General features: G+C 60.1%; 14 protein-coding genes. 8 read left to right on the top strand and 6 right to left on the bottom strand.

What is annotated here, in order from left to right:
- Positions 1–13: 13 nt before the first annotated feature.
- Genes ACUY3D_RS01870 through ACUY3D_RS01860 form a run of 3 tightly spaced genes read right to left on the bottom strand, consistent with a single transcriptional unit; the run spans position 14 to position 14,361 of the window.
- Positions 14–6,625 carry a DEAD/DEAH box helicase gene (locus ACUY3D_RS01870; protein ID WP_448240227.1) on the bottom strand — a complete coding sequence of 2,204 codons (6,612 nt, stop codon included), beginning with the start codon at positions 6,623–6,625 and terminating at the stop codon, positions 14–16.
- 51 nt (positions 6,626–6,676) lie between these two features.
- Positions 6,677–11,338 (bottom strand): Eco57I restriction-modification methylase domain-containing protein, encoded by a 4,662-nt coding sequence (locus tag ACUY3D_RS01865; protein ID WP_448240226.1) that lies wholly within the window; start codon positions 11,336–11,338, stop codon positions 6,677–6,679.
- Positions 11,338–14,361, bottom strand: a complete 3,024-nt coding sequence (locus ACUY3D_RS01860; protein WP_448240225.1) for a DEAD/DEAH box helicase — start codon at positions 14,359–14,361, stop codon at positions 11,338–11,340. Before ACUY3D_RS01860 ends, ACUY3D_RS01865 begins: the two co-directional genes overlap by 1 nt.
- A 455-nt stretch (positions 14,362–14,816) precedes the next feature.
- On the opposite strand from ACUY3D_RS01860, the gene ACUY3D_RS01855 reads away from it, so the two are divergent.
- The 3 genes from ACUY3D_RS01855 to ACUY3D_RS01845 all read left to right on the top strand — a co-directional run bounded on the left by ACUY3D_RS01855 (position 14,817) and on the right by ACUY3D_RS01845 (position 18,521).
- Complete coding sequence (locus tag ACUY3D_RS01855; RefSeq protein WP_448240224.1) at positions 14,817–15,551, top strand: DUF4352 domain-containing protein; 735 nt, start codon at positions 14,817–14,819, stop codon at positions 15,549–15,551.
- A 480-nt stretch (positions 15,552–16,031) separates the two neighbouring features.
- On the top strand, positions 16,032–17,894 hold the full coding sequence (locus tag ACUY3D_RS01850) for a GmrSD restriction endonuclease domain-containing protein (RefSeq protein WP_448240223.1): 1,863 nt from the start codon (positions 16,032–16,034) through the stop codon (positions 17,892–17,894).
- Between the two features lie 120 nt (positions 17,895–18,014).
- Positions 18,015–18,521 (top strand): GNAT family N-acetyltransferase, encoded by a 507-nt coding sequence (locus ACUY3D_RS01845; protein WP_448240222.1) that lies wholly within the window; start codon positions 18,015–18,017, stop codon positions 18,519–18,521.
- A 20-nt stretch (positions 18,522–18,541) separates the two neighbouring features.
- On the opposite strand, the gene ACUY3D_RS01840 is transcribed toward ACUY3D_RS01845, so the two are convergent.
- Positions 18,542–18,985, bottom strand: coding sequence for an ASCH domain-containing protein (locus ACUY3D_RS01840; protein ID WP_448240221.1), 444 nt, complete (start codon positions 18,983–18,985; stop codon positions 18,542–18,544).
- Positions 18,986–19,695: 710 nt separating this feature from the next.
- On the opposite strand from ACUY3D_RS01840, the gene ACUY3D_RS01835 reads away from it, so the two are divergent.
- The 5 genes from ACUY3D_RS01835 to ACUY3D_RS01815 all read left to right on the top strand — a co-directional run bounded on the left by ACUY3D_RS01835 (position 19,696) and on the right by ACUY3D_RS01815 (position 24,213).
- A complete protein-coding gene (locus ACUY3D_RS01835; protein WP_448240220.1) occupies positions 19,696–20,943 on the top strand; it encodes an arginine deiminase in 1,248 nt (415 codons plus the stop codon).
- A gap of 269 nt (positions 20,944–21,212) precedes the next feature.
- The gene (locus ACUY3D_RS01830; RefSeq protein WP_448240219.1) at positions 21,213–22,487 is read left to right on the top strand and encodes a hypothetical protein; all 1,275 of its coding nucleotides are present in this window, start codon (positions 21,213–21,215) and stop codon (positions 22,485–22,487) included.
- A gap of 32 nt (positions 22,488–22,519) precedes the next feature.
- Positions 22,520–23,092: a hypothetical protein gene (locus tag ACUY3D_RS01825; protein WP_070523482.1), complete on the top strand. Its 573-nt coding sequence runs from the start codon at positions 22,520–22,522 to the stop codon at positions 23,090–23,092.
- A 3-nt stretch (positions 23,093–23,095) separates the two neighbouring features.
- Positions 23,096–23,677, top strand: coding sequence for a hypothetical protein (locus tag ACUY3D_RS01820; protein WP_448240218.1), 582 nt, complete (start codon positions 23,096–23,098; stop codon positions 23,675–23,677).
- 188 nt (positions 23,678–23,865) lie between these two features.
- On the top strand, positions 23,866–24,213 hold the full coding sequence (locus ACUY3D_RS01815) for a DUF2200 domain-containing protein (protein WP_070597192.1): 348 nt from the start codon (positions 23,866–23,868) through the stop codon (positions 24,211–24,213).
- Between the two features lie 34 nt (positions 24,214–24,247).
- On the opposite strand, the gene ACUY3D_RS01810 is transcribed toward ACUY3D_RS01815, so the two are convergent.
- Positions 24,248–24,478 (bottom strand): hypothetical protein, encoded by a 231-nt coding sequence (locus tag ACUY3D_RS01810; protein WP_070597191.1) that lies wholly within the window; start codon positions 24,476–24,478, stop codon positions 24,248–24,250.
- A gap of 1 nt (position 24,479) precedes the next feature.
- On the bottom strand, positions 24,480–25,112 hold the full coding sequence (locus tag ACUY3D_RS01805) for a RelA/SpoT domain-containing protein (protein ID WP_257964727.1): 633 nt from the start codon (positions 25,110–25,112) through the stop codon (positions 24,480–24,482).
- Between the last annotated feature and the right edge of the window lie 54 nt (positions 25,113–25,166).

Below are 25,166 nucleotides of genomic sequence, written 5' to 3'. Positions count from 1 at the left end.
TAAAGTCAGCGGATCAGGAGGCGCTCAGCGCCGCGGTCAGGGAATCAGGAACGGAATCAAAGTCAGCGCCGAAGACGGCATAGCCCTCGGCCTCGAAGCTAGCGCGCAGGTCCTCGGCGTCCTCCGCAAAGAGCAACAGCACCTTGTGCTGCGGCCACTGCGCCACGACCGGAACACCGGAAACCTCACCGCCCACGGAGTCAGCATCTGGCTCGGGCAAGGCTGCCGCCGCCATAGCTCGCAGCGCTGCCGCCACCTCCGGCTCGTCGGCGAAGGCATCCACTGCCTCCGCCCACCCGGACGAGATCGCCGCAACGGCCTCAGATCCTCCTGGCGCCGAAGGGGCAACCGGCTGGGCGCCGCGCGCCACGACGTCCTCCACCACGGAATCCTTCACCTCCACCTGTGCGAAGTCAGGATCGAGGTAAGCCACATTGCTCAGCCCCAGGAACAGCCGCCAGCCGTCGACCTCCTCGGAGACGTCGCTGGCGTCGAAACGCAGGCGGCGATAGGTATCGCCCACGCTGGCGGTGACCGTGCCCAGGTAGGTTTTCTCAAAGCCGTCGTGAAGCTGCCTGCCACCCATGGATGCTTCCACCAGAGCGGACATGCTGAGAATCGCCCAGTTCTTCGTTGGCTCCTTGAGCAACTCAAGAAGCAGCGTGATCGGATCATCGTCCACGCGGTTGAGGAGCTCTTGGGAGACCGTGTGCTTCTTCGCCAGCACCGGGCGAAGCTGCGGGCTTGCCCACACCGGCGGGGCCGGCGGATCCTCGCGCACCGTTGCCTGCCGGGCATCAATGTCCTGCCATGTCAGCGACCACGGCAGGTAGCCCAACTCGTAGAGCCCGTTGCGCTTATCAAAGTCATCCTTCACCCGGTTGTGCACCGCACTGGCATGGAAGGCTTCGCCGTCGAGGTAGACGGCGATATCACGGATGGCACTATCGCGCGTGGAGAAGACGAAGTCCGGGATGGTTCCGCCAATCTGCTTTTGCTCCTCCATGACCCAATCATGACGCGAGTCATCAAAGCTGATGTCCCACTGCGCGTGGTTACCCTTCATGGATTCCACCACCGTGGCGCCCTCCTTCTTCAGGTCCGCGCGCAGCTGCTCCACAAAGCGCTGCTCCAGCTTGGACTGTTCGCTACGCTCCGGGCGCTCCTCGGTGAGATGGCCCTCCCACGTAAAGGAAGCGGGATCAGCATCAGTAGAGACCTGGAGGTCATCCGCCAGAATCTTGCGCAGCGCCACCACCGCGGCCTCGCGGGAGGTCTGCGGGATCTGACTGCTGCGTGCAAAGGGCAGCAAACAGGACGGGCAGCACTGCCGCACCTCTTCAGCGCAGTGGCAGGAGGCCAAGCGGCGGTAAGCCACGAGCAGCATCTGGCGCACGTGTGCCGGTTCCGTGAACTGCGCCAGGTAACCGGTACCGCCCGGCACGGTGTCATGAATAAGCAACATGTCCACCGGGCTGCCATCGGAATCCACGCGCACCGGCTCCACGTCCAAGTGGTCCGGGTTGCCGCCCAGGTATTCCTTGAAGCCCAGCTTCAGCGCCGCCACCAAGGAGGGAAGCGTGGTGGATTCCACCATTCCTAGCAGCGCCGGCAGGTGCACGAGAACCGCCTGCGTGCCCAGGCTGCGCCCCAGTGCAAAGCTAATGGAGTGCTCCTCGGCCGCGTTGCGGTACTCGCACCACGGCGCATGGTCCTGCCAGCGGTTAGCACCCACATCGGAATCCAAGTGCCCACAGCGCTCGCACACGCGGAACAGCGGCGCCTCACGCTCTACTGCCGCAAAGGTGCGTTGGCTGCCGCCGCCCATGCGGCCCAGGTTCAGCCACCGCATCTCCACGTGCGAGAGATACTCCATACCGAAGCCGGAATCAGACAGGTACCAGGCTTTACCGCGCCCGCCCTCGGGCACGTCAAAACTCAGCTGCGTGTGGAAGCGCAGGGAGGTGCGGTCATCGGTGATGTCATTGATGGCGGAGCGAGCCGCGTCCACGGTGGCATAGACCTTGGTCATCTCCACCACATCAATAAGCTGGTCCCTATCCGCAAAGCCCTTGGCCCCACACTCCGGGCACGCACCTACGCGCGGGGCGGCCACGGCCACCTCCTCATCGCTCGAGAGCACCGCACCGGTGGCCTCCGAATATGAGCACTCCGGGCACAGGCGCCATTGGGTCAGCGCCGAGTGGTGCTCACCCAGCTCCACCGAGTCCACCTTCGCGCCCACGCCCTGCACGTAGAAGGTATTGCCGGGCGCTAGCTCCGTGAGCGCCGAGGACACCCCGCGGCTATAGCTATAGGTCTCCGTCTCAAATTTCTGTACCTCCTCATTGAAGGAGGAGACAGCCAGGTTGAACTCCACGGCATCATCCAACAACGTGAAGTTCGGCAACAGCCCGAAGCGCTCCAAGGCACTGATCCAGTACTCATCGGCGTGATCCTCCAACTGCTTGCGCACAAACCTCTGGGAAGCAACCGTGGCATCAAACTGGTTCTTCAGCTCATCATCCTCCACCGCGGAGGCCTCCACGCGTGCCTTCAACTCCGTCACGCGCTTGCCCAGCACCTCCCGGCGGGACAAGAGCAGCTTCTGTGTTGCACCCCAACGCTCGCGTGCGGATTGCAAGTCCGCCACCATGCCGGACGCAGCACCATCCTCACCCGGCAGGCACCAGCCGCGCAGCTCATCCAGCACCTCCGCCGAAGCATGCTGCGCCACCGTAGAAGCAAAACGCTCATAGGCCGCCAACACCACTGAAGGCGAAAGCTCAACCAACGCATCCACCACGGAGTAGCTGGCATACGTAAACACGTCGCGCGCGCTGCGCAGCTGCTCCACCGAGCCCGCCACATCAGTGCTATCCAGCAGGTAAGCCACGAACTGGCGGTGCATAATATCGCGCGCGGACAGATACGCCGCGGGTGCCGTCACCGAACCAGCGATGGTCTCCAGCGGGTGCTCCAGCGTGGTCAGTGCACGCCCGCGCCCGCGCACCAACGCCACGATGAGCGAGTTACCCGTCAAACGCCCGGCGCGCCCCACGCGCTGCACGTAACTGGCCACCGTATGCGGCATGGAGGACAGCATCACCGTGGACAGGTCTCCGATGTCGATACCCATCTCCAGAGTCGGCGTGGCCACGAGCACGTTCGGCGCCGAGGCGGACTGCTCCGCAAAGGGCCGCTTGAACTCATCCTCCAGCTCCTTGCGCCTAGGGGTGGGCACCAGGCCGGTGTGTTCTTCTGCCACCACGGTGCGGGTATTCGCGCTGCGGTAGAGCCGCTGGTAGTAGTTGTCCTCGACGCCCACCGGCACGAAGTGCCCGGTACAGGACAAGGTAAAGCACGCCACCGAAGACATCGCCTCACGCGCTGCGGCATCCACGCCCACGCGCAGGTGGCACACCGGGCACTCCAACAGCCCCGGCTCGGCTTCTTCGCGCACGATGATGTTCTCCGGGTCCAGCGCATACACACGCCCGCCCGTGGCCGTCGGCACGGAGAACACCACCTCCTCGAACTCGAGCTGCTTGAACAACTCCGCCACCTGGTTGGCGGCATCAAACGCGCTGCTTGTCGACGCCCCCAGTGCCGCCTTCGTCCACCGTGCATACCAGCCCTTCTGGGAATCCAGCGGCATCGTCGCGTTGTTATCGCGCTTGCCCAACGCCCCCTTGAGCGCCGCCCCCGCACGCGGGAACTTCGGCGCACCACCGCGCACGAAGGCAGGTATTCCCTTGGCACGCGCCTGACGGCGGTTAAGCAACCACGGGTTGCAGTCCTGGCGCAGGTATTCCTTGAGCCACGGGTGTGCAATGCCACCGGCAATGCGCATGTACTCCACCACGCCGCGCGCCCAGGCCAAGAGCTCCGCATCCGTGGCGAGAGTCCCCGCCACCGCACGCGCCGCCGACAGCAGCACCGCATCATCGACGCCAACCGACACCGACAGCGTTCCCGTCGTCACCAACGAACGCGGTAGATCCACCCGGTCACCGAACTGCAGCGCCAAGTCCAAGTCCAACCGCGACTGCAACGCCGACAGCGCACGCCGCTGCTCCGCAGCACCAGCGCCCTTCTCCCACACCGCCCGGTAGCGCGGTGACTCCTTCAACTGCGGCGGCAACAACTCATAGAGTGCTCGCGCACGCACCGCCGGTTCCGATTCCGCACGCGCATGCTCCACCATGCGCGACGCCACCGACGACAACGGAACGCCTGCCGACAGCGATGAAACTGTCGTCGTTTCAGACGACGAAGACGATTCAGAGGAATCAGCAAACGAGCGAACCGCTCGCCAAATTCGCGCGCGCAACGCGAAAGCGCGCGCACGGCTTTGCACGAAGCCAGCGCGGTGCGCGGCATCCTGCACAGAGTCCGCAAAGACCAGAGTCTTCTTCTCCGCGGAATCCAGATCATCCATGCCGAAGAGATTGCTCAGCGCCACCGAAAGCAACGTGGCTACCGAAGAACCCAAGAAGCGCATCGCATCGTCTTCACCACAGGACGGGCACTGCTGCGCCTTCGCGCGCTCCTCCGCATCTTCACCGGAATAAACCAGCACCGGCACCACGGGGGATTCCTCCATGGTCTCCTCATCGGGCGCATCTGCACGAAGTTCCGGCACATCCAGGTTCAGCCACGCCACGCGGGAGCTCTCGCCCTCCGCGCGCGTAACGCCCTGTGCCACCTCACTCGTGGCATCAATGAGCGGGCGCTGGCGCTCCGGCGCGCTGATAGCAATGCGGCGAATCTCCTGCGGTGCGGTGACATACGCGTCTCCACCAGGCTGCTCCGCCAACATCCATCCGGAGCGCCCACAGTGGCGGCAGTAAATCGCCGGCAACCACGCCTTGGGCGCATCGCCTGCAGTCTGCACCGTGTGCGCGCCCATGCCGCCATCATCGGACCACCTGAACACCGAAGAACGCGACGATGACGCCACCGCCCTATCGATGCGGGAGATTTCACGCACCCACAGGTGCAGCTCCACGCCGGGGAACTTCTTTCCATCCCAGCCCAATGCGGCACCGAGCTCCGCGCGCACATACGCAATGAAGGACAACGTCAGCGACAAGAACTCGACTGCCAACTCGCGGTGGCTGCGCAGCACGCTGGCCGGGAACACTCGCGATACCAGCGGTTCCACCGCCGCAATTTCGGTACCCGGCACACCAGCTTCACCGTGCTCCAGCGGCACCGGCGTTGCGGCCTCCCGCAGAATCGCGCACACCAGTTCATTGCCCGCCATTGTCAGAACCGAGTCAGCCAAGTCCGGGGAAGAATTCAATCCAGGCAAAGAGCCGAAGACGTGCCGGCTCATGGCCTCGAACACCGTCACATCAAATGACGATGCATCTTCAGCAGAACCTGAAGCAGCAACCGCAGCCGCCACCTCATCAACGACGTTCTGCATCACCTCAACCGAAGGCGTTGGCGTCACTGGCGGAAGCACGTCAGCAGAATCGGAGCTCGAAGAGTCTTCGTCGTTTGAAACGACGGCACGCAGCTTCGCCACCAATGGTCCGACCGTAGACTGCCACTCTTCCACGGTCATGAGCGTCTCCCCGACCACGGCATCCGGCGGCATCTGCTCGCCAAAGACCGTGTAAGCAAACGACAACATGTCGCTGTGCGGTGCCGCTGAATCTGTGCCGGAGTCTTTGGTGTCTCCGGTGCTTTCGGCATCTTCGGTACCTTCAGCGCTTTCGGCGCTTTCGGTGCTCTTGTCCCCCAACGTTGCGGAGGTAGCCACCGGCGTCACCTTGCCCAAAGGACGCTTTTCATCCTCGGGAGTAAGGAAGCCTTCGGGCTGATACTTCTTGAGCATCAATCCAAGTCGGCGCAGCAACATCGCCACATCGGTGCCCTGGGCTGCGTCATAAGTGTGGAACTCATCCAGCACCAAGTACTGCAGGGACCGCGCGGACTTCTCCCACAACTCACGATCCTGCTCACGCAGCAGCAACTGGTCCAACATCTTGTAATTCGTCAGCAAGATATCCGGCGGGGTATCGCGCAGCACCGAACGGTCAGAAATCAGACCATCCTTCGATACCTTCCTGCGTCCACCAGAAACCACCTCGCCGGTGTAAATACCCGCCGTCACCCCGGCGAGCTCAGCCTCGGCATGCAGCAGTTTGGCCAAACGGCGTTCCTGATCGGATGCCAGCGCGTTCATCGGGTACAGAATCAACGCCTTGATTCCGCTGCCATTAGACCGACGGCAATGATCCAGAATCGGATAGAGGAAGGACTCCGTCTTACCCGAACCGGTACCCGTCACGACCAACGTGGGCGACGGTCGCCGCTTCGAACCCGTCGAATAATCAAACGAGGACAACCGCTCGAATGCCTCAGCCTGGTGGCGATAAGGCTTGAAACCAGACGGCAGCCAACCCAGAATCCCGTCCCAAGACTTCGCCGGTGCATACGGCAAGCGCGTGCGCACATACGGCCCGTAGAACATGCCGCCCTGCGGATCGTTGAGGAACTCCCGCAGCTGCTGGGAAGTCAGATCCTCTGCCAGCGAGAAGGTCGTGGTGAGGTACTCCGACAACCCGTCAACAATGTGGGTGGAGGCGTAAGTAGGGATGAGGCTCGACATAAGGTGCTACTTCAATACTTTCGGTCTTCGCTTCGCTTCTGGCTTCCGGAACTATTGCTGGTACATCATCGCAGCATACTTTTCATACGCCGCAGTCAAGTCCGCTTCACGGTCCAATGGTGCAAACGGATATTCAAAGACGTACTCGACTCCCGACTGCGGATGCGTCCACGTGCGTTCTTCCTCCGAGAGCTGTTGTCCGTCCTTAAGTTTCTTCTCCAGCTTCAAAACGTCTTTTGGAACTTTGCGACCATTAGCGTCGTACAAGTCTTCCTGGTCATAGCGTCGCATCACCGGGAACTGCGTCCGATAGATCATCAGCAACTCATCCAGCGTTACACCCAACGACAGCGCCACCATGGCGTCAATTTCATTCTGAGCTTGGAAGCGGTCGCGGGCCTTCCGCAACGGAGTCTCGACGTCCCAGTTTTCTCCCAAAATCATCTGCCAAAGTGAGGCGTAAGCTTCACTTAAACAGTTAAGCTCGAGATATTTTCCGACAATTCTCCTGGCAAAAGGGCTGCCAGCGGCAAAAGGAAGGGAACTAAACGTGCTCGCCAGAATATTCGCAATTCCAAGTGATCTAAAAAAATAGTCGACGAGAAACGAACTTGCTGAGGCTGCTGCTAGAAGGGCCTCGATTCCATCCATTGGACCGGCGGAATTTACTCCGTTGATGTGCACAGCCCCTCGAGGAATCAAAGAAGGATACACCGTTCTAAAACCAGTGGTGGCTGCCATAATTCGCCATCCCACGCGGAACTGGTCCTTTACTAACACTGATTCACCATCGACGTCCCATATCCCATAGTCACGGTTATAGGTTTCGAGAGAGTGGTTCGGAAGGTAAGCCGTCGCAGGAATGAAGTCCTCAGAGATGGCTTCGAGATCAATCTCGGACCAATCCTGGTTGTGCTTCATCGTCGGGTTCGGCTGCTTAATCATCGGCGTCGAGATGCCCAGGTGTGGGCCTTGGAGGATGACCTCATCCCAAGACTCTGGATGCTGCCACGAAGAATCAAAGTAGCCTGCCTTCCTATCCGCTGACTCGTGCCAGCCACTGGAGAACTGGAGCCCCAATTCTTTAATCCGCGGTGCCTCGGCAAGCTTGGCCAAAACTGCAGCCGCTTCGCTGTTCACCGAATAGACAGTACGCGTCTCAAGGAGCGGAGTACCCGGTTCCTCTATGATCGAGTTCCACACCTTGAGCGTGTCTTCGTCGACCGTGATGATGCGGTCGCGATGTGGACGCAGGTCCCATTTGCCGTCATCGTCTTTGAAACCAGGAAGGTTTCCAGTGCCATCATGGCTGAAGGAATCGATGACCGTTCGCGGGTGATACAGCGATGCTGCGGATAGGAAACCAGCCTGTTCCTTGCGCTTTCCGTAAACATGAATGCCATACGAGTTGTGATGGTCAATATCGAAAAGCACAAGCTCATTAATGAACTGCCAGTGCCTGCGCAGCCGTCGATAAGCACCAGCCCTCAGTACCGCAGCCTTCTTCTCCGTGAAATGTGATTCGGGGTGGATGAGTGAGATGATGCCGTTCTCGGCAGCGTTCGCCCACGTGCGTTCCATGAAGCCACGGTAGAGATCGGGCTGTTGATTTTGGAGGTGGGGGTAGCGGGTGACGTCGCCAAGCACTGCGGAAGTGACCACTGCTTCCGCAAGGCCTTTGGAGAGGGTCTCCAGTACGGCGTCGTTGCCGGCGAGGAGTTCGCGGCGTTGTTTCTTCTCCGTCTGGGTGGGCTTGTTGGCAAGGCTGAACCAGGGATCATGTTCAGACAGCAGCGCGTCCATGTCGGTGCGCGGACGCACCCACGGCGGGTTACCCACCTGGAAGTCGAAGCCGCCCTTAGCCATGACGGTGGCGAAGTCCAGGTCCCAGTGGAAGAAGGCTTGTTCCTGGGCAATGGTGTTGGCGGTTGTCAGCCAGGGGTGTGCTTCGAGGACTTCCTCGTAGTGCAGTCGGCCGGAGGTAGAGCGGTCGAGTGATTCGACGTAGTCCAGTTCGTCCCAAGACATGTCGAAGCCGAAGGCGTACTGGTTGTCCTTGCGGTAGCGCTTCTGGCCTTCGTTGGGGATGCCGAGGAGGTCCTGCATGGTGGCGAGGTACTCGGTGATATCGGGAAGCTCATCCGTGGCGGTGACCGGCCAATACCAGAGTGCGTTCCAGGCGTTCATGGCGGTGCGCAGGCGAAGGTAGGCGCCCTCGTTGTTGTGGAGGAGTTCTTCCTCCACCTGGGCGCGGGTGACCACGTCCACGTGCTTGGCGGTATTGGGTTCCTGGCCCCACAGGTCCAGGTCACGGCGGACTTGGTCCTCGGCGATGCGCAGGCGGATAAGGGAGAGCTCCCAGAGGCGCTCAACCTGGTTGGACAGCGCGGTGGCGAGTTTGGTCTGCGTCTTATTTAGCGGTTTGCAGATGGACTTTTGCCAGGCCTTCATGGCCTTGATTTCGTCCGCCGCAAGGTTCTTGAGGTCCTTGGCGTCCACGGCACTTCCCCAGCCGTGGCTGGGAATTATGAAGTGGTGGATGCGGCCGGTGGGGTGCTGGTCCGTCTCGTTGGCATCAATGGCATCCGCCAGTTCTTTCAGCGGATGGTGCTGCGGGGTCAGCGTGAGGTAGTTCTGAACTCCCTTCTTCTTCGATGCGGTGGTGGACACCTCTTTGGCGCTGAAGGTAGAGCGGGTGGCGCCCACCAAGGAGTTGCCGTGGCGCAGGTGCAGGCCGAACCAGGGTGCTTTGAGCTCCTTGGTCATGGTGTTGAGCCATAGGGAGATTTCGGCGAGTTCCACCGCGGTCTTGTTGAGGTCGACGCCGTAGACCTGGTGCAGGGCGATGGAGGCCTTGACCTTTTGCAGCTCCTGGGTGCGGTCCTCACCGGGGATTTCCTTGCCCAGTTCGGCTTGCTTCTTGTTCAGGTAAAGCTCTGCAAGCTGGTTGACGGCTTCCACGGCGAAGGCACCGGAGCCCATGGCGGGCTCGCAGATGGTGAGGGTGAGGATGTCATCGGCGTTGTCGATACGGCCGGTGGCTTTGAGCTCCTCAATGGCCTGGCCAACGGTGAACTCGGTGATGACGGGTGGTGAGTAGAAGGACGCGGAGCGCTCGCGGTCACGGGAGGATTGGCGGTAGACAAAGCTGCCGCGGGCGTGGGTGCGCTGGACGCGTTCCACACCACCGTGTTCGCTTTCGCGGTCTTCGTAGACGATGGAATCCTGCGGGAGCGTGCGTGCTTGTGGTTCGGGAACCACCCAGGAGCCTTTGGAAGGATCGCCGTGCTTGGCTACTTCCACGAGGTCTTCTTGGGCGATGAAGCCGGTATAGGACATCAGGCCCTCGTAGACCTGGCCCAGCTCAGTCACGCCCAGGGTGGCGTAGGAAATGAAGCCGCGGTCGCTACCCCGCTTTTCTTTTGTGAGCAGGAGGTTCTGCAGGACCTTGTGCAGCGCCAGGTTGGAGAGCTTGACCTCGTCGATGTAGGAGGTGGCTTCAGACTTGAACAGGTCCGCGTCGAGGTTGCGGAATTCCAGGCCGTCTTCGGTGGCGTTGGCGTCGAAGAGTTCGGCGTTCTCATCGTGTGGATCATGGCCGCGGTTGACGCGCTCGAAGAGCAGTTGGAGGCTTTCGTAAAGGTGCGTGCCGTTTTGGGTGCGGTGCGTGGTGGGCTCGGTGAGGATGAGATCCCGCAGGCGGGAGAGGCCATAGCCTTCGTCATAGTCGTTGTCCCCGGTGGGCAGGATTTGGAGCTCCGGGGAGGATTCGGCGAAGAGGAGGAAGAGGATGCGGTAAAGGTAGCGCAGGGCTTGGTTGGCTAGTTCGTTGCCATCGATGTCACTGTTCGTGTGTTGCAACGCTCGACGTTGCAACACGTCGTTGCCGATGATCTCAATCGAGGCCTTGATGGCACCGCGTAGTTCCTCGGAGACTTTGACGGAGTGCTCGCGGGCTTGGGCGAGGGTGTCGAGCCACCAGGTGGTGCCGTCGGCACCGCGCATGGTGTGTTCGGCGGCGAGGATGGAGACGACTCGTGGGAGTTCGCCTTTGGCTTTCTGGTCATTGCGCTCGACGGCTAGGCCTAGGTCCACGGCGAGGTAGCGGCCCAGCGGCCAGGTTTCGCGCTCTGCCAGGACTGCCCAGCGGCCGGCGAGGACCAGGATGAGGTCGGGGGCTTGCTCGGTGAGGAAGAGCTCGCCGACGAGCTTGGCGGCGGTGATGTCGAGGGCCTTGGCCTCACCGATGGAGTTTGTGTTGCCCAGCTCCGGGTCGACTCCGAGAAGCGGCACGGTGGTGAGGTCCTCCACGGAATCCATCTGCCCGGCGCGCAGGATGACCAGGGAGTGGTTCTTGTCCGCGGCGGCGGTCAGCGTGAGGGGCTGGCCGTTGCGGGAGAATTCCAGGCGCTGTGGCTGCGGGTAGCCGAAGGCCGCGGAGACGAGGTCGTAGACCTCGTGCAGTGAGTCGTCGGATGCCTCCATGGAAAGTGCGGAGAGCTTGGTGTGCAGTGCTTCCCTGCGAGAGGTCAGGCGCAACAGCGGGGATTGGGTGTGCTCGTGACCAGCGCTCTTGGCATCCTTATCCGTTGCCTTCCACTCTTTGACGGCCTCCTCCACGCGCTTGCCAAAGGAGCTGCCTTTGTCATCGGTGGTGAGGTAGTAATCCGAGATCCATTCCTCGACGTTGATGATGGAATCGAAGTCTGCCATTAGCGTGCCTCTGCTTCGTTAGTGTTGGTGTGTGCGGCGGTTGTCGGCGCAGTGCTGGTGCGTGCAGCGTCGGTGTCGTCTGGGAGGATGAGTGCGAGCGGGCGCACGAGGGAGCGCTCCGGGGCCATGGATTTCAACAGCTCCTCGTCCTGGTGAATAAGGCGCTTGGTGTCCTTGATCTTGAGGGTCTGCTGGCCGTCGTTGGCCTCCTGCCAGTGATCGGCGCGCTGCTGCCAGCCGGCGATGCGGTCCTGTGCGTGGTCCAGGTTGGTGTTCTTGACCACGGTGAGGTGGCTGTGCGCGGCCCCGACGGCGGCGGCGATGAGCTGGCCGGCGGTATCGGGGACGGCGAACTCGCCGGGGTTGATGGCGTTGTCCGTCAGGCCAATGCGGCCCAGCCAGGCATAGATGTCTTCGTGGACCTCAATGTCCACTGCCTGCATGCCGGCGGGGACATCAAAGCCGAAGGGGCCTTCCGTGGCGGTGAGGAAGGTGCGGGAGAGTACCTGGCCGCGGGAGTTGGTCAGGGTTCCCATGAGCAGCAGCGTCGGTGTATCCACTGCGCCGAGCACGGCCGGGATTTCGCTTTGGGCCATGTTCGTCAGGGCGCGGTCGGCGGCCCACTCGGAGACTGGGTGCAACGGGCCGAGGAAGTGGGCGCGCGGCCAGGACTTCTCCGAGTCGCCTTCGCGCGCGGCCTTGAGGTGCTGGTTGCCGCGGCGCGCGGAGGTGGCGAGCATGAGGCGCTCGGTGACCTTGCGGTAGGACACATAATCCTGCGGCAGATAATCAAAGCGCCGGCACAGATCGCGCGGAGGGGTCAGCTCCGCGATGTCATTATCGTGCAGTACGTAGTCCACGCCACCGGCGCTTAAAGGTTTATCTGCCGAATCCTGGTAGGCCTCCGCCAGGGCGTCACCGAGGTAGTCCTTCTCCGCGCGGTAGAGGCTGTGGCGCACCGAGCGGCGCGACGGCGCGGGGGCGGCGTCGTTGGTGTGCTCGACGTCGTTGGTGTGCTCGGCATTGTCGGTGCGCTCGGCGTCGTCCGGGCCGCTGGTGGACGCGGCGGCGAGAAGGGCCCAGATATCGCCGTTCAGGCCGGAAGGGTTAGCGGTCTCCTCAGGTTCGGCGGCACGCGCGGGCTTGGCGTGCGCACCGGTAAGGATCTCCTCCGGGGAGGCTACGACTTCGTCGAAGTCGCGCTCGTGCATGAGCACCGCGCGGATCTCATCCTCCTCCGCCTTGGGGTTGTGCTTGCCCATGAGCGGGGCGGCATCGCCGAGGAGTTGGTTGGCGGAATACTCGCGGTCAATGAGGCGAGTGAGCACGCGCAGCTCACCGATGGAATCGGCCACCTCCGCGTCCTTCGGGTCCAGCAGAAGGGAGGTAATCTCCGGCTCGTGCTCCTGGCCGTAGCGGTCGATGCGGCCGTTGCGCTGCTGGATGCGGATGAGCGACCACGGGATGTCATAGTGCACCAGGTGGTGGCATTGGGCGTGCAGGTTGACGCCTTCGGAGGCGACGTCGCCGGTAATCAGCACGCGCAGAGGGGTGTCGGTGCGCTTGAATTCGTCGATAAGCGCCAGCTGATCCGAGTCTGACAGACCGCCGTGCATGACCTTCACCGCGCCCTGCGGGAGCTTGAGATGCTTGGCGACGTTCTCCTGCAACCACCGCAGCGTCGCCACCCTCTCGGAGAAGATGACGACGCGGCGATCGGAGCCCTTCTTAACGCCTATCTCCATGAGGTAGTCAATGAGTGCTGCGAACTTGTTGGAGTTTTCCTCCGTGACCTTGTTGTTGAGCTCGGCGAGGCGCTCCAGCTTGTCCTGTTCCTTGGGCTTGTCGAGCTTCTGGCGCGCGGCAATGGACTCCGCCAGCGCCGCCGGGGAGGATAGGAAAGCCTTGACCAAGGTCCAGGGGAAGAGGCGATCATTCGCCGTGGTGGCCGGGCCGTTCACCCAATCCTCGGCGATGGCGCGCGCCACGGCGTTTTCCTCCGGGGAGGCATCCACCAGGATGTTGCGGGGCTCGCCGCGCTTGGCCCACTTCTCCCCCACCACGGAGGCGACCTCCGGTGAATTGCGGTGGCGGCGGATGATGAGCTTCTTCGCGGCCTCCATGTCGATGGAGCCATCCGGGAGGACGGAAAGCGGGTCGAGCAAACGCAGGATTTCCTTGAAGGATTCCTCCCGCCCGTTGTGCGGGGTGGCCGAGGCCAAGATGAGGGACTCGGTGGTCGGCGCCAGCGTGCGTGCCAGCTCATTGTTTTGGGAGCCGGCGTTCGTGGCGTTGTGGATCTCATCGATGACCACGGCGTCCCAGCGGACCTTCTCCAGCTGCGCGCGGTACTTCGGTGCCTTGAGCGTGTCCATGGAGACGATGACGCGTGGGAAGTAGGTAAAGGGGTTCTTCGACGCCGGCAGCTTCTGGCGGACCTTCTGGATGCCCTGGCTGTCCAGGCGCACCAGCGGGATGGCGAAACGCGTCCACAGTTCCTGCTGGAACTGCTCCATGACGTGCTTGGGCGTGACGACGAGTATGCGCTCTCCCCTGCCGCGGCGGATGAGCTCCGCCAGGATCATGCCGATCTCCAGCGTCTTGCCCAGACCGACGGCATCCGCGAGCAGAACGCGCGGGCGGATGCGCTCATCGGAGAGCGCCGACTTCACGGCGGAGAGCTGATAATCCAGCGGGTCCGCCAGCATCTGCGTGGCTACCTCCAACTGCTTTTGGTACAGCGGCACCGGCGTGCGGCGCAGCGTGGACTCCAGCCAAAGGCGGGTGTAGCGAAACTGCGGTGACTCGTCCGGGCGGACGGTGACGTTGGCGGGGTCGAAGACCTCGATGTCATCGAGCGCGGTGAAGAAGGTGGCGGTGGTATCGCGCACGTAGTCGCTCACCCCGCGCGCCCGGATGCGGAAGCCGTCGGTGGTGCGTGCGACGTTGCTGACCAGCCAGTGCTCGTCGCGGCAGAAGATGGTCACGCCGGGGGCGAGCTGGGAGTAGTCGGAAAGGCTCATGGAGTCCAAGGTATCAGCGGGGATGGACTTGGCAGGGCTGATTGGGGCTCAGGAGTTCGAGAAACTGAAAGCAGAAAATGCTGCAGCAAGAACTGCCGCTTCCTAGGATGTGCGGCCGCCCAGCATCACCCCCAGGCTTTTCTCCATGAGCGTCACCACACATGGTCATTTTGCAGTTTCAGAGTCAAATCCAAACCACAAGTTCGAGCCGTAGTAGAGACATATTGGAGTGAGATTTCCAGAGAACTAACGCTCTTGATTTTGACTCGAAAGACGAATAAGCGATATTAATATCACGACGTTCTCTCGTCTACAGCAGGAGCCGACAAGCTCAGACTGACTATCTACCCGAGCGAAACCATCGCTACGCCTCATGCCACCACCGGCGGCCTTATTTGGCTTGGCAACGGGTGCCCTCTCCTTCGACAACCAATCCCTGAATGCTTCGATAAAACATGGCAATTGACAACTCAAACCCGTTCTACGTTCCCGTAGTTAGGAAGCAAAGCTTCCTCAAGAAACCGGTACCCCTTTGGTCGTTGGGCGCCGCTTTGATCCTAGGCTCACTGATAAGCTTCGGTTTCACCACACTCACGAAGGGCGAAACCGTCGATGCACAGGCTCAATCCAGCCAAACTTCCTCCGAAGCCCCAGCTTTGCCATCGTCAGCTGGCAGTACCCCAAACGCAAACACCCAAGGTTTTCCTGCATCGCCCCAGCTTGGAGCTCAAGCAGACGCCACAATCGGCGAAACAACTACCAACCATGGAGTACGCCTTACAGTCGACTCAGTCGAGGTAGTTCGGGAGTTGTCAATGACGAAAAAGTATTCCTCCGATGAAACAGAGACCATAACGCCAAATAATGAAGGAGCGAAGTTTATCCGAGTCAATGTCACAGTCGCCAACGACGGCAAAGAAGGCTTCGATCTTTCTTGTAGATTGCGTTCTTCAACAGCGCTTGAAAACTCCCAAGGACAACAATACAAAGCCATCTCAGATATTTATCGCATTCCAGGAAATCCCGGATGCCTCAGTTCAGACTCGATTGCACCCGGATTCGAGGGAAAGATATCTTACGTTTACGAGGTACCAGACAGCTTTGAATGGGGAAACTTCACGTATTTCGACCCTTCAGTGTATGAGGCACGCAAAAATCCCACTCTCATCCGTTTAGACAACGCGGAGTAACAAACCGAATGCTTCCTATTAATCAGAGATTAATAGGAAGCTGATTCTAATAGTTAGGGGCAGCCTGTTGGGTTAATGCTCACTCCAGCCCTAGTGGCCGCAAGAACGGCTTGAAATATTAACAGGGAGACTATTTTCCGTCGGCGCACATACTTCAGGATGCTTTTGCTCCGTGCCTAACCAAGATCGTTCACTCAGCTCCAGTAATTGCAATGCAGCAGATGTAGGAAAATACCGATACGCAGATTCCTATTAACCCATTCCAAAGACTTGGCCCCCGACAGGAAACACTCTTGGGGCCAAACCAGGCTCTCATCCCTTATGACAAGGGTTCTGCTACAAGTAACCAATATGGAAGCTTCCACTGGTGCAGGAATGTTTCAATGGGAGCTAGTTTCGCCAGACTTACTCCAATTTCTTCTCCTCCCTTGCACTTTTGGGGCATGCTAGAAAAGACAATTCGCTACAGAGGAGGCACCGGTGGGTTTCAACACCAACATGCACCAACTATCGGCGCTGATGCGCAATACCGAGAACGGAGAGATTCAGCTCCCCGATTTCCAGCGAAAGTATAAGTGGGAAGATGAGCGCGTCCGCCAACTCCTTATCACCATCTTTCGTGGGCATCCGTTGGGCATCATCATGTTGCTGGAAACCGGCAATTCCTCTGTCAGGTTCAAGCCACGGCCCATCGAAAGCACCGAGGCGACTGCTACTTCCGAGCCCAAGTTCTTGCTTCTCGACGGCCAGCAACGACTAACTTCGCTCACCCAAGCCCTCAAGGGTGATGGCGTTGTTCACACCAAAGACTCACGCGGCAAGCGCCTCGACCGCAGGTACTTCATCAATATCAAGAAGTCGATTGAGGATCCCTTCGAGCTGGATGAGGCAGTGATCTCCGTACCAGCTGATGGGGTTATTCGAACCAACTTTAACCGCGACATCGTTCTCGATCTCAGCAGCATGGAGAAGCAACACGAAGCGGGCTACATCCCTGTTTCGCTGTTGCTTGATCAGATGGGGCTTTTCGAATGGTTCGGCAAGCTAGGTGACACCGAGCTCATGACCGCATTCAGCGATGGGATTATCCGTCAGGTCAACGAATACAAGATTCCTGCAATTGAGCTGGACAAGCAGACGGACAAGGCAGCGGTGGCCACCGTCTTCGAAAAGGTCAATGTTGGTGGACTCCCACTCAACGTTTTTGAGCTCCTCACGGCAGTGTTTGCAGGCGATGCGGAGTACTACGACAAGTACCAACGCGATTTCCGCCTCAACGATGACTGGGTGGAGACCAAGGAGCTGTGGAAAGAACATGATGTCCTCCACAAGGTGGAGAACACTGACTTCCTCCAAGCAATCACCATGCTGACAACTCTTGAGCGAAGCAAGCACTCCTCGGTAAGCCGCAAAGTCGGCCTGTCTGCCAAGAGGGAAGACGTTCTAAAGCTTGAGTTGAACGACTACCTCACTTGGCGCGACGCCCTGCGTCAAGGATTCATCTGGGCGGCAGGCTTCCTCGCAGATCTGCACATCTATCGGTTCAGGGATGTCCCCTACCCGAAGCAATTGGTTCCGCTTGCTGCCATTGCTGTTGTTCTTGGCAAGGAAGCAGACAAACACCACGTGAAAGAAAAGATCACGCAGTGGTTCTGGAGCGGAGTCTTGGGCGAGCTCTATGGCGCTGCCATTGAGACGCGCTTCGTGCGTGACCTCGAAGGGGTACCCGCTTGGGCGATGGGTGAAGAAACTACCGCCCCGCGAACCGTGCAGGACGCTACCTTTGCTGAATCCCGCCTTCATTCTTTGCGCACCCGCAATGCCGCTGCCTACAAGGGCATCGCAGCGCTCATCATGGCACAGGGTTCAACAGACTGGGTTGAGGGAAAGCAATTCGGTGCTTTCCAGTACAGGGACATGGCCGTAGACATTCACCATATTTTCCCTCAGGACTGGTGCAAGAAGAACGGAATTGATGACGAGCGCCGCGAGTCCATCGTCAACAAGACGACGCTCAGCGCACGCACTAACCGTGTCATCGGCGGCGTTGCCCCGTCGGCATACTTGTCCAAGGTTGAGAGCGAATCTGGCTTCGATGCCGACGGCGTGGACGACGTTCTGCGCGGACACCTCATTTCACCCGACGCACTGCGCAGCGACAACTTTGATGCGTTCTTTGAACTTCGACGGGAATCGCTCTGCGCGCTCATTGAGGGCGCTCTGAAGAAGACGGTTCAGCGCGATGTCAGCGAAGGAAACGCTGTGGAAGACTCGTCATTCTTCGAGGAAGAAGCGCTTGAGGAGCCTGTCCAAACGGGAGTCGACCCCCTTTCGGAGGCCTAAGGCAAAGTTGCTTCCTCTCTGACCGACGCAGCCAGGCAGCTTTCGACCAAGAGCGACGGCACCACGCGTGTGCAGATTAGACAACTTGGCCGAACGCCGCTCTCAACCTCAGGACTCGCAATGAATGATATTCATACTCTTCGCACTCCCCGGCTCAGTTTGTCGGCACCAACTGACGCCGACATAGACGCCATCTTTGCCATCCACTCGGACGCCCGCACTTACGAACACCGCCCTGACCTAGCTATGAAGACCAGGGAGGAAGCCACGGAGTTGGCACGCACATGGCAGACCAACTGGCGCGAGAATCAGCTGGGCTACTACGTGGTATCCACGCTCGATGGCACGACCATAGGATTTACTGGCGTGCGCCATAGTGCGGAAGCTGGTGAAGAAGTACTCAACCTCTACTACCGCTTCGCACCCGAATCACAGGGCAAAGGCTACGCAAAAGAGGCCGCAGCCGCTGCAATTGCCAGTGCGCGCAAGCGTTTCCCTCAGCTCCCCGTCGTCGCCATCATCGACCCCACGAACGAGGCGTCGATTGCTCTAGCCCTAAAGCTTGGACTTCAGCACGTCCCCGGTGCGGGCGTGCCGGATGACTACGAGGTGTACCGACTCTCCTAGGTTTCGGCGTGCCACGGCACCTAACCCCTAGTCGGGTACCGCGAGTCGATGGTGAAACGCTGACACACCACCTGGGTATCGTCGTCGATTTCTAGCTCTCCGATGTATTCAACGAACTCGGGTGAGCGCCAGAACTGCTCGTGCCCGGCGCGCCAGTCGCTGGCATCGGCGTAGCCCTCGCCCTCGGCGATGGCGTGCTCGTCGCTGACGTCTGCGAGCCGGCGGACTTGGACTTCTGTGGTGCGGATGACGCACACCACGTTGTCGTGTGAGTCGAGGACTGCTTCGAGGTTGCCCACGTCCTCCTGCGGTCTGTAGCCGTACGGATATTCGGCCAACAAGGACGTCGTCGTGGTTTTAACTCCGTCCAGGATGGCGATGACGAGGGCGTCGCGAAGCGGGCCGGGAAAGGCAAACTCACCGCGGGGCAGTTCCGGTATAGGTTCCAAAGCATCCTGAGTCATACGTTTACAGTACGTGGCTCATGAATGCTGCTGACCGAGCACGTGCTTGCTTGCTGTTTTCTCCGACTAGCAGTTCGACCTGCGTGTTCGAATCATTCGCAGCAATGTCCAGCCCCAGCCCTAATGTCGACAATGCCCCTACACGGAAGGCTGGGACTCCACCTTTCTTCCCTATCACTCGGGGCCGCGCACCGTCACTTCCCATTGCCTAGCGGCGCGGCCCCTCTTGCAAACTTCAAAGCTCTTCATAAACTTCAAAGAATTCACAAAATTCATAAACTTCACAAGACTTCAAAAGCTCTTTGGGTTGGATTCGCGCAACGGGTCGTGGGAGAGCATGAGAAAATCTCCCCTTTTCTACTATTCGCGCAGAGTTTTCATTCCCTCCGTCTTTATTCATCCAGCCTCCGGCTAGGGTGCAATGGCCTTCGGCGTCGGTGTTGTCGCAGTGGCGGAGGGAGGGACGTCGGCAAGCGCGGCGCGGAACCGCACTATGTGACAGCCTGTGCCGTGTGAATAAACGCGGATAATAGTATGCACACAGCCGCAAAACCTGCACCTACGTGGACTTTTCTTCATCGCCAGGAGCTTGAAAAACTTCGAACTTTTCTTAGAATTGTCGTCTAGTTCACAATCCCCTCTTGCGATGCTACCTCTCACCACACAAGTTGCTGACACGGTTCACCGCGCGCAAAGAAAGGTTCACACACATGACAACTCCCCCGCTGGGCGTTTGGTCCGAGGTTGGCAAGCTCCACCAGGTCATGGTGTGCGCGCCGGGGCTCGCGCACGAGCGGCTGACCCCCAGCAATTGTGGGGAGCTGCTTTTCGACGACGTCCTCTGGGTCGACGAAGCCAAGAAGCATCACGCGGAGTTCGTCGCCAAGCTGCGCAGCTACGGCGTCGAGGTGCTGGAGATGCACACACTCCTGGAGGAAACCCTGGCCACCCCGGGCGGGCGTGATTTCATCCTGGATTTTAAGCTGCTGGATAAGAACGTTGGTGTCGGCATCGGCGGCGAGCTGCGCCACTGGTTCGAGGACATGTCTAATAAACGCCTGGCGGAGCTCCTCATCGGCGGGCTACCCTTCGCCGAAATTCCGAAGGGCTTAGGCCACGGAACTATCGACGCCATGCGAGAGGTCTACGGGCCTTCCGCGTTTGCGCTGCGCCCGCTGCCCAACACCCAGTACTCGCGGGATAACTCGGCGTGGATTTATGGCGGGGTCTCGCTCAACCCCATGCGCATGCCGGCGCGCCACCAGGAAACGCTGCTGACCAGAGCGATTTATAACTACCACCCACGGTTTGCGCAGGCGGATTTTCAGTTCTGGTACGGAAATACCGATGAGGAGCCAGGCCTGGCTTCCTTGGAGGGCGGGGACATCATGCCGATCGGAAAGGGCATCGTCCTCGTCGGCATGGGTGAGCGCACCACCTGGCAGGGAGTAAGCCAGCTGGCCATGCGCCTGTTCCAGGAAGGCGCGGCCGAGAAGATCATCATCGCCGCCATGGCCGCCGACCGCGCCTCGATGCACCTGGACACCGTGCTCACCTTCCTGGATGCCGATAAGGTCACCGCCTACCCCAAGATCGTGGACACTATCCGGCCCATCGTGTTGCACCCCTCCACAAGCACGGCGCCTTTCGACGTCGAACTGCCCACCGAGTCTTTCCTCGAGGTCGTCGCCAAGGCACTTGGCGTCAGGAGCCTGCAGGTGGTGGAAACCGGTGGGGACACCTATGCCGCCGCTCGCGAGCAGTGGGACGACGCCAATAACGTCGTGGCCATTGAACCGGGCGTGGTGGTGGCTTATGACCGCAACAAGCACACCAATAAGAAGCTGCGCGCCGCCGGCATTGAGGTGGTCGAGATCGGCTCGGCGGAGTTGGGCCGCGGGCGCGGGGGCGGGCACTGCATGACCTGCCCTATTGTGCGTGATGCGGTGGACTATTAGAAGGTTTCCCTTCTTCCGGCCACCGGTGCGCGTATCCCACAAAGCCAAGAGGCATCGGCCGCACTGACCCACCCATACGGGGTCATACCTAAGTTTGTGTACGAAAGATCAATGGGCTGGCCAGCAAATACTTAACGCCACTAACTTTCTTCAAGGGTCGGAAGCCGTTTTCTATATCCATTGTCCACCCCCTGCTTGGCTCCTAAAATAAGTGCGGATTCTACAAATCTCTCACTTTTCGCTTAATAAAATATAAGGACGGTACACAGGTGCTCTCTAAGGGACTGCGCGCGCTTGCACCACTGGTGGCAACCGCGGCATTAGTTACCCCCTCGGCACAGGCGGCCAACATTCCGCCCATGCCACAGGCCTACCCCATCACCAACCTCTACAAGAGCTGCAGCGCAGCAGGTGAAGACAACGCCACTCCCGAGTGGCACTTCGCAGAGACCGGCCGCCGCTACTTGAGCGACGGCACCCTGCAGTTTAAGAACACCACGAACCAGGAGGTGCCGTACACCGCCTCCGTGGAAACGGGCACCAACCACAAGATTGAGGCCAACTCCAAGGCCGCTATGCCTTCCGGCTGGGACACCACCGCCAAGTCCGACATCGGACTGAAGCTGAGCAACGGCTGGCAGGAGAAGGAAACCTTCGGCCCCGTCACCCTGAAGCCGGGCGAATCCTTCCGCGTGGAATACGGCGTGGTGGAAAAGGACTTCATCTCCATGTTCGTCGGCTGCAACGATGACCGCCTAGAGAACACGCCCGGCGCCAACGTCATCCGCGGCAAGGGCCCGGCTGAGCGCTATGCCTTTGCCTACATCATCAAGGCGGATGGTTCGATTTCGGACCTCGCCATGGAGATTCCTTCCCGCTCCCCGGGCGCGAACTCCAAGCCCATCGAGGGCAACTACACCTCCGTGTCCGGCCCCAGCCTGGAGAAGATTGCGGACCCGAAGAAGGATGAAATCATGCAGCCTTCCGAGGACCTGCAGCGCGACCCATCCTGGCCCAAGGAAGGCGAGACCTGCGAAGGCCGCGATAGCTCCTGGTACCCGCTGGACATCACTGCGGTGAAGCCGACCTTCCGCAAGCCGGGCTACTCCACAGACTTCCTCAACTGGTCCAAGGGTGACTATGAGTACGCGCCGGTCACCGATTTCGTCGTCGGCGCCGAGCACGCACCGTACACCAACTGGCAGGGCAACCGCGGCGATATCCCGAAGGGCTGGCTGGAGTCCGTTGGCGCGGTCAAGCGCGCCTACATGCCGGTGGGAACCGAGCTGCAGCACATCGACCTGGCCCCTGGTGAGCGCGTCCGCGTGGAGTACGGCACCATCATGACCCGCATCAACTACCGCGAAATCCACTGCGGTAAGGACGGAAAGTACAGCCTGACCTCCAACTACAAGCAGACCACCGCTCCCAGCGGTTTCTGGGCGGAGGCCACCATCACGGGCAAGGACGGCTCCACCCGCACCGAGGACGTCACCCCGGACGAGTACCGCGAACTCCCAGTCCCGACCCAGACCATCTACTAATCCCCCTTTTTACTTCTCAAGGAGAATTCACCATGTTCAAGACCAAGATTGCCTCCACCACCGCCGCCGTGGCCATCGCCTGCGGCCTGATCGCTACCCCGGCCGCTAACGCCCTCCCGGCACGTGACCTGGGCCCGGCCAACCCGACCACCATCGGTGAGCACTGCACCAACCCGGGTGACACCGGCCAGACCGTTAAGATCAAGCGCACCTACTTCGACGGCTCCGCCGGCTCCTGGACCGTGTCCAACTACAACGACGAGCCGCTGCCGGTCACCCGCTCCATCAAGGAAACCAAGACCAAGACCTGGAACGTTTCCGCCGGCGTTGACTTCAAGCTGCTGGATCTGATCAACTTCACCTTCTCCTCCAGCTACACCGACTCCCAGTCCTACGAGGTGGGTGAGCAGGTCGGCCCGTACAACATCGCTCCGGGCAAGACCGCTGTCATGCGCGCCGGCTGGGTTGTCTCCGACTTCGAGGGTCAGAAGACCATCTGCGGTTCCGATAACACCTGGCAGGCCAACGGCGGCACCTTCACCGCTACCCTGCCGAAGGAGCGCCACGTGGAGGTCTCCACCCGCGACAACAACGATTGGGGCTAAGACGTGCTGAAGAAGTCCATCGCGAGCGCCTTCGCCGCGCTCAGCCTCTTGGCGGCCGCTCCTGTGGCCCACGCCGCTGACTTCGGCGGGGACTTCGAGCTGCCGCAGCGCTGGAATGATGATTTCAAGCCGGGCACACACTGCTCGACGCCCGGTGAGAACGGCACCTACGTCACCGCCACCCGCCGATGGTTCACGCAGACCGACGCCGCCAGTGTGGCCAACCGCAATGATGAGCCCGTGCCGGTCAGCCACACCGTGACACAGGCCCGCACGCAGACCATCGAGGTCTCCGGTTCCATCAAGGGCGAGGGCGAGCTGGCCAAGGTTCTGACCCAGACCTACGGTTTCAACTACGTGCACGAGCAGCACTGGAAGCTGAACCAGGAGGTTGGCCCGTACACGCTGCCGGCAAACTCCCAGGGCAAGCTGGTGTGGGGCTTTACCATGCTCGACACCGACGGCCAGGACGTGCGTTGCAATGCCGACCAGGAATGGGAGGCCGTGGGCAAGCCCTACTCCGCCACCGTTCCGGAGGCGCGCTACTCTGAGCTGCAGCTTGGCGACGCCCCCGTCTGGGACTAGCCCTCCTCCTCAGGCCTCACAGAAGAGGGCACCCCAAGCCGTTTCACGACGGCTGCGGGTGCCCTCTTTTTGACGTTCCACAGCGTGATCAAACGGCAGCGAGAGCATTGCAGAATCGCAATGAGACCCTTGCAGAATGGCAACGAACGACCTTCTCGCACCATGAGGCCCACCGATATACTGCCCCCATGTCTCACCGCATTTTTTCGGTTCCCTTCGCCGATATCTATCCGCACTACGTTAAGAAGGTAGAACGCAAAGGCAGGACTGTCAGCGAGCTTCACGAAGTCATCACTTGGCTTACCGGCTACTCGGTTGAGGAGCTGGAACGGGTCCGGAAGCAAAAGGTCACCCTCGAGGACTTCTTCGAGCAGGCCCCGCACCTGAACCCATCCCGCTCCCTCATCACCGGCAGCATCTGCGGGCACCGTGTCCAGGACATCGAGGACCCGCTGATGCAAAATATTCGGTACATGGACAAGCTCGTTGACGAGCTAGCCAAAGGAAAAGCCATGGAGAAAATCCTTCGCGGCTAGCCTTCGCTAACTACGCTATTCAAAGCTTCAAGCTTTAAGCCACAAAGGGATACGGCGGCGCGGTCTTCTCACGGAAGAAGTAGCGCGCGTGCGTGTGTCGAACGGACTCTAGGCTTTCAGCGCCAATGGCAACGAGCTCAACGTCTGGGTCATCGTTGATTTGATCGAGGTCGTGACGGGCAAGAGTTGCCGCAGTTAGGGATTCAAACTCCGTGACATTCAGTGCACCCGTCGGACGGTGATACTTAATAAGAAAAGCCGGCATACTATTTACTCCCTTCCGACTCGTTTTCTGTCCGTCTCCGGTCGAGCTCACTAATTAGCCTATCCAACATCCTAGAAGTCCTTTGCCGCAATAGCCGGGCTTCACGCAACTCCACTGTTTCCACTGGGCGCTCGGCAAACGGAGAAGAGAGCACATCGAAGTATTTTTCTACTCTATGCACCACTTCTGAAAGCTCATGCAACGAGCGAACCTGGGTCTCAAATTGCAACGGTACGTGCTCTCCGAGCTCAAGGTATCGGATGCCGCGACCGTACAAGTCACCAGCAAGTTCATAAAGGTTGGCCCATCGTGACTGGAGCGCCGTCCGAAGCTGAAACTCAGCCCGGCCTGCCGGAGAGTAAATATGTAAATGGATCGCCCTATACCCAGAGTGCGGCTTTTCTCTCATGTCCTGAATTTTGACGCGGTCGGCTCCCCTTTCTTCGAAGTCCTGGGCGAGTAGCTCCGCCAGCCTTGATTGTTCAGAGAGCGTCACATCAAAGTCCATTCGCACTCCTGAAAGATCTTGGATGCTCTCTAGCGGGAAGCTCGGCATTCTCCGCAGTTTCTCAACGAGCACCTGCCGAGTCTTGACCCGCGAACCTATAAGGAATCGTTTCGAGTCCGGTTCCACAACGGAATCTGTCGAGCGCTCCAGCGGCACGCTCAGTTCATTCAGTGTCGACGC

The sequence above is a fragment of the Corynebacterium guaraldiae genome, assembly GCF_053480195.1.
The sequence above is the reverse complement of the archived record's forward strand: the minus strand, read 5'-3'. Positions and strand labels throughout refer to the sequence as shown.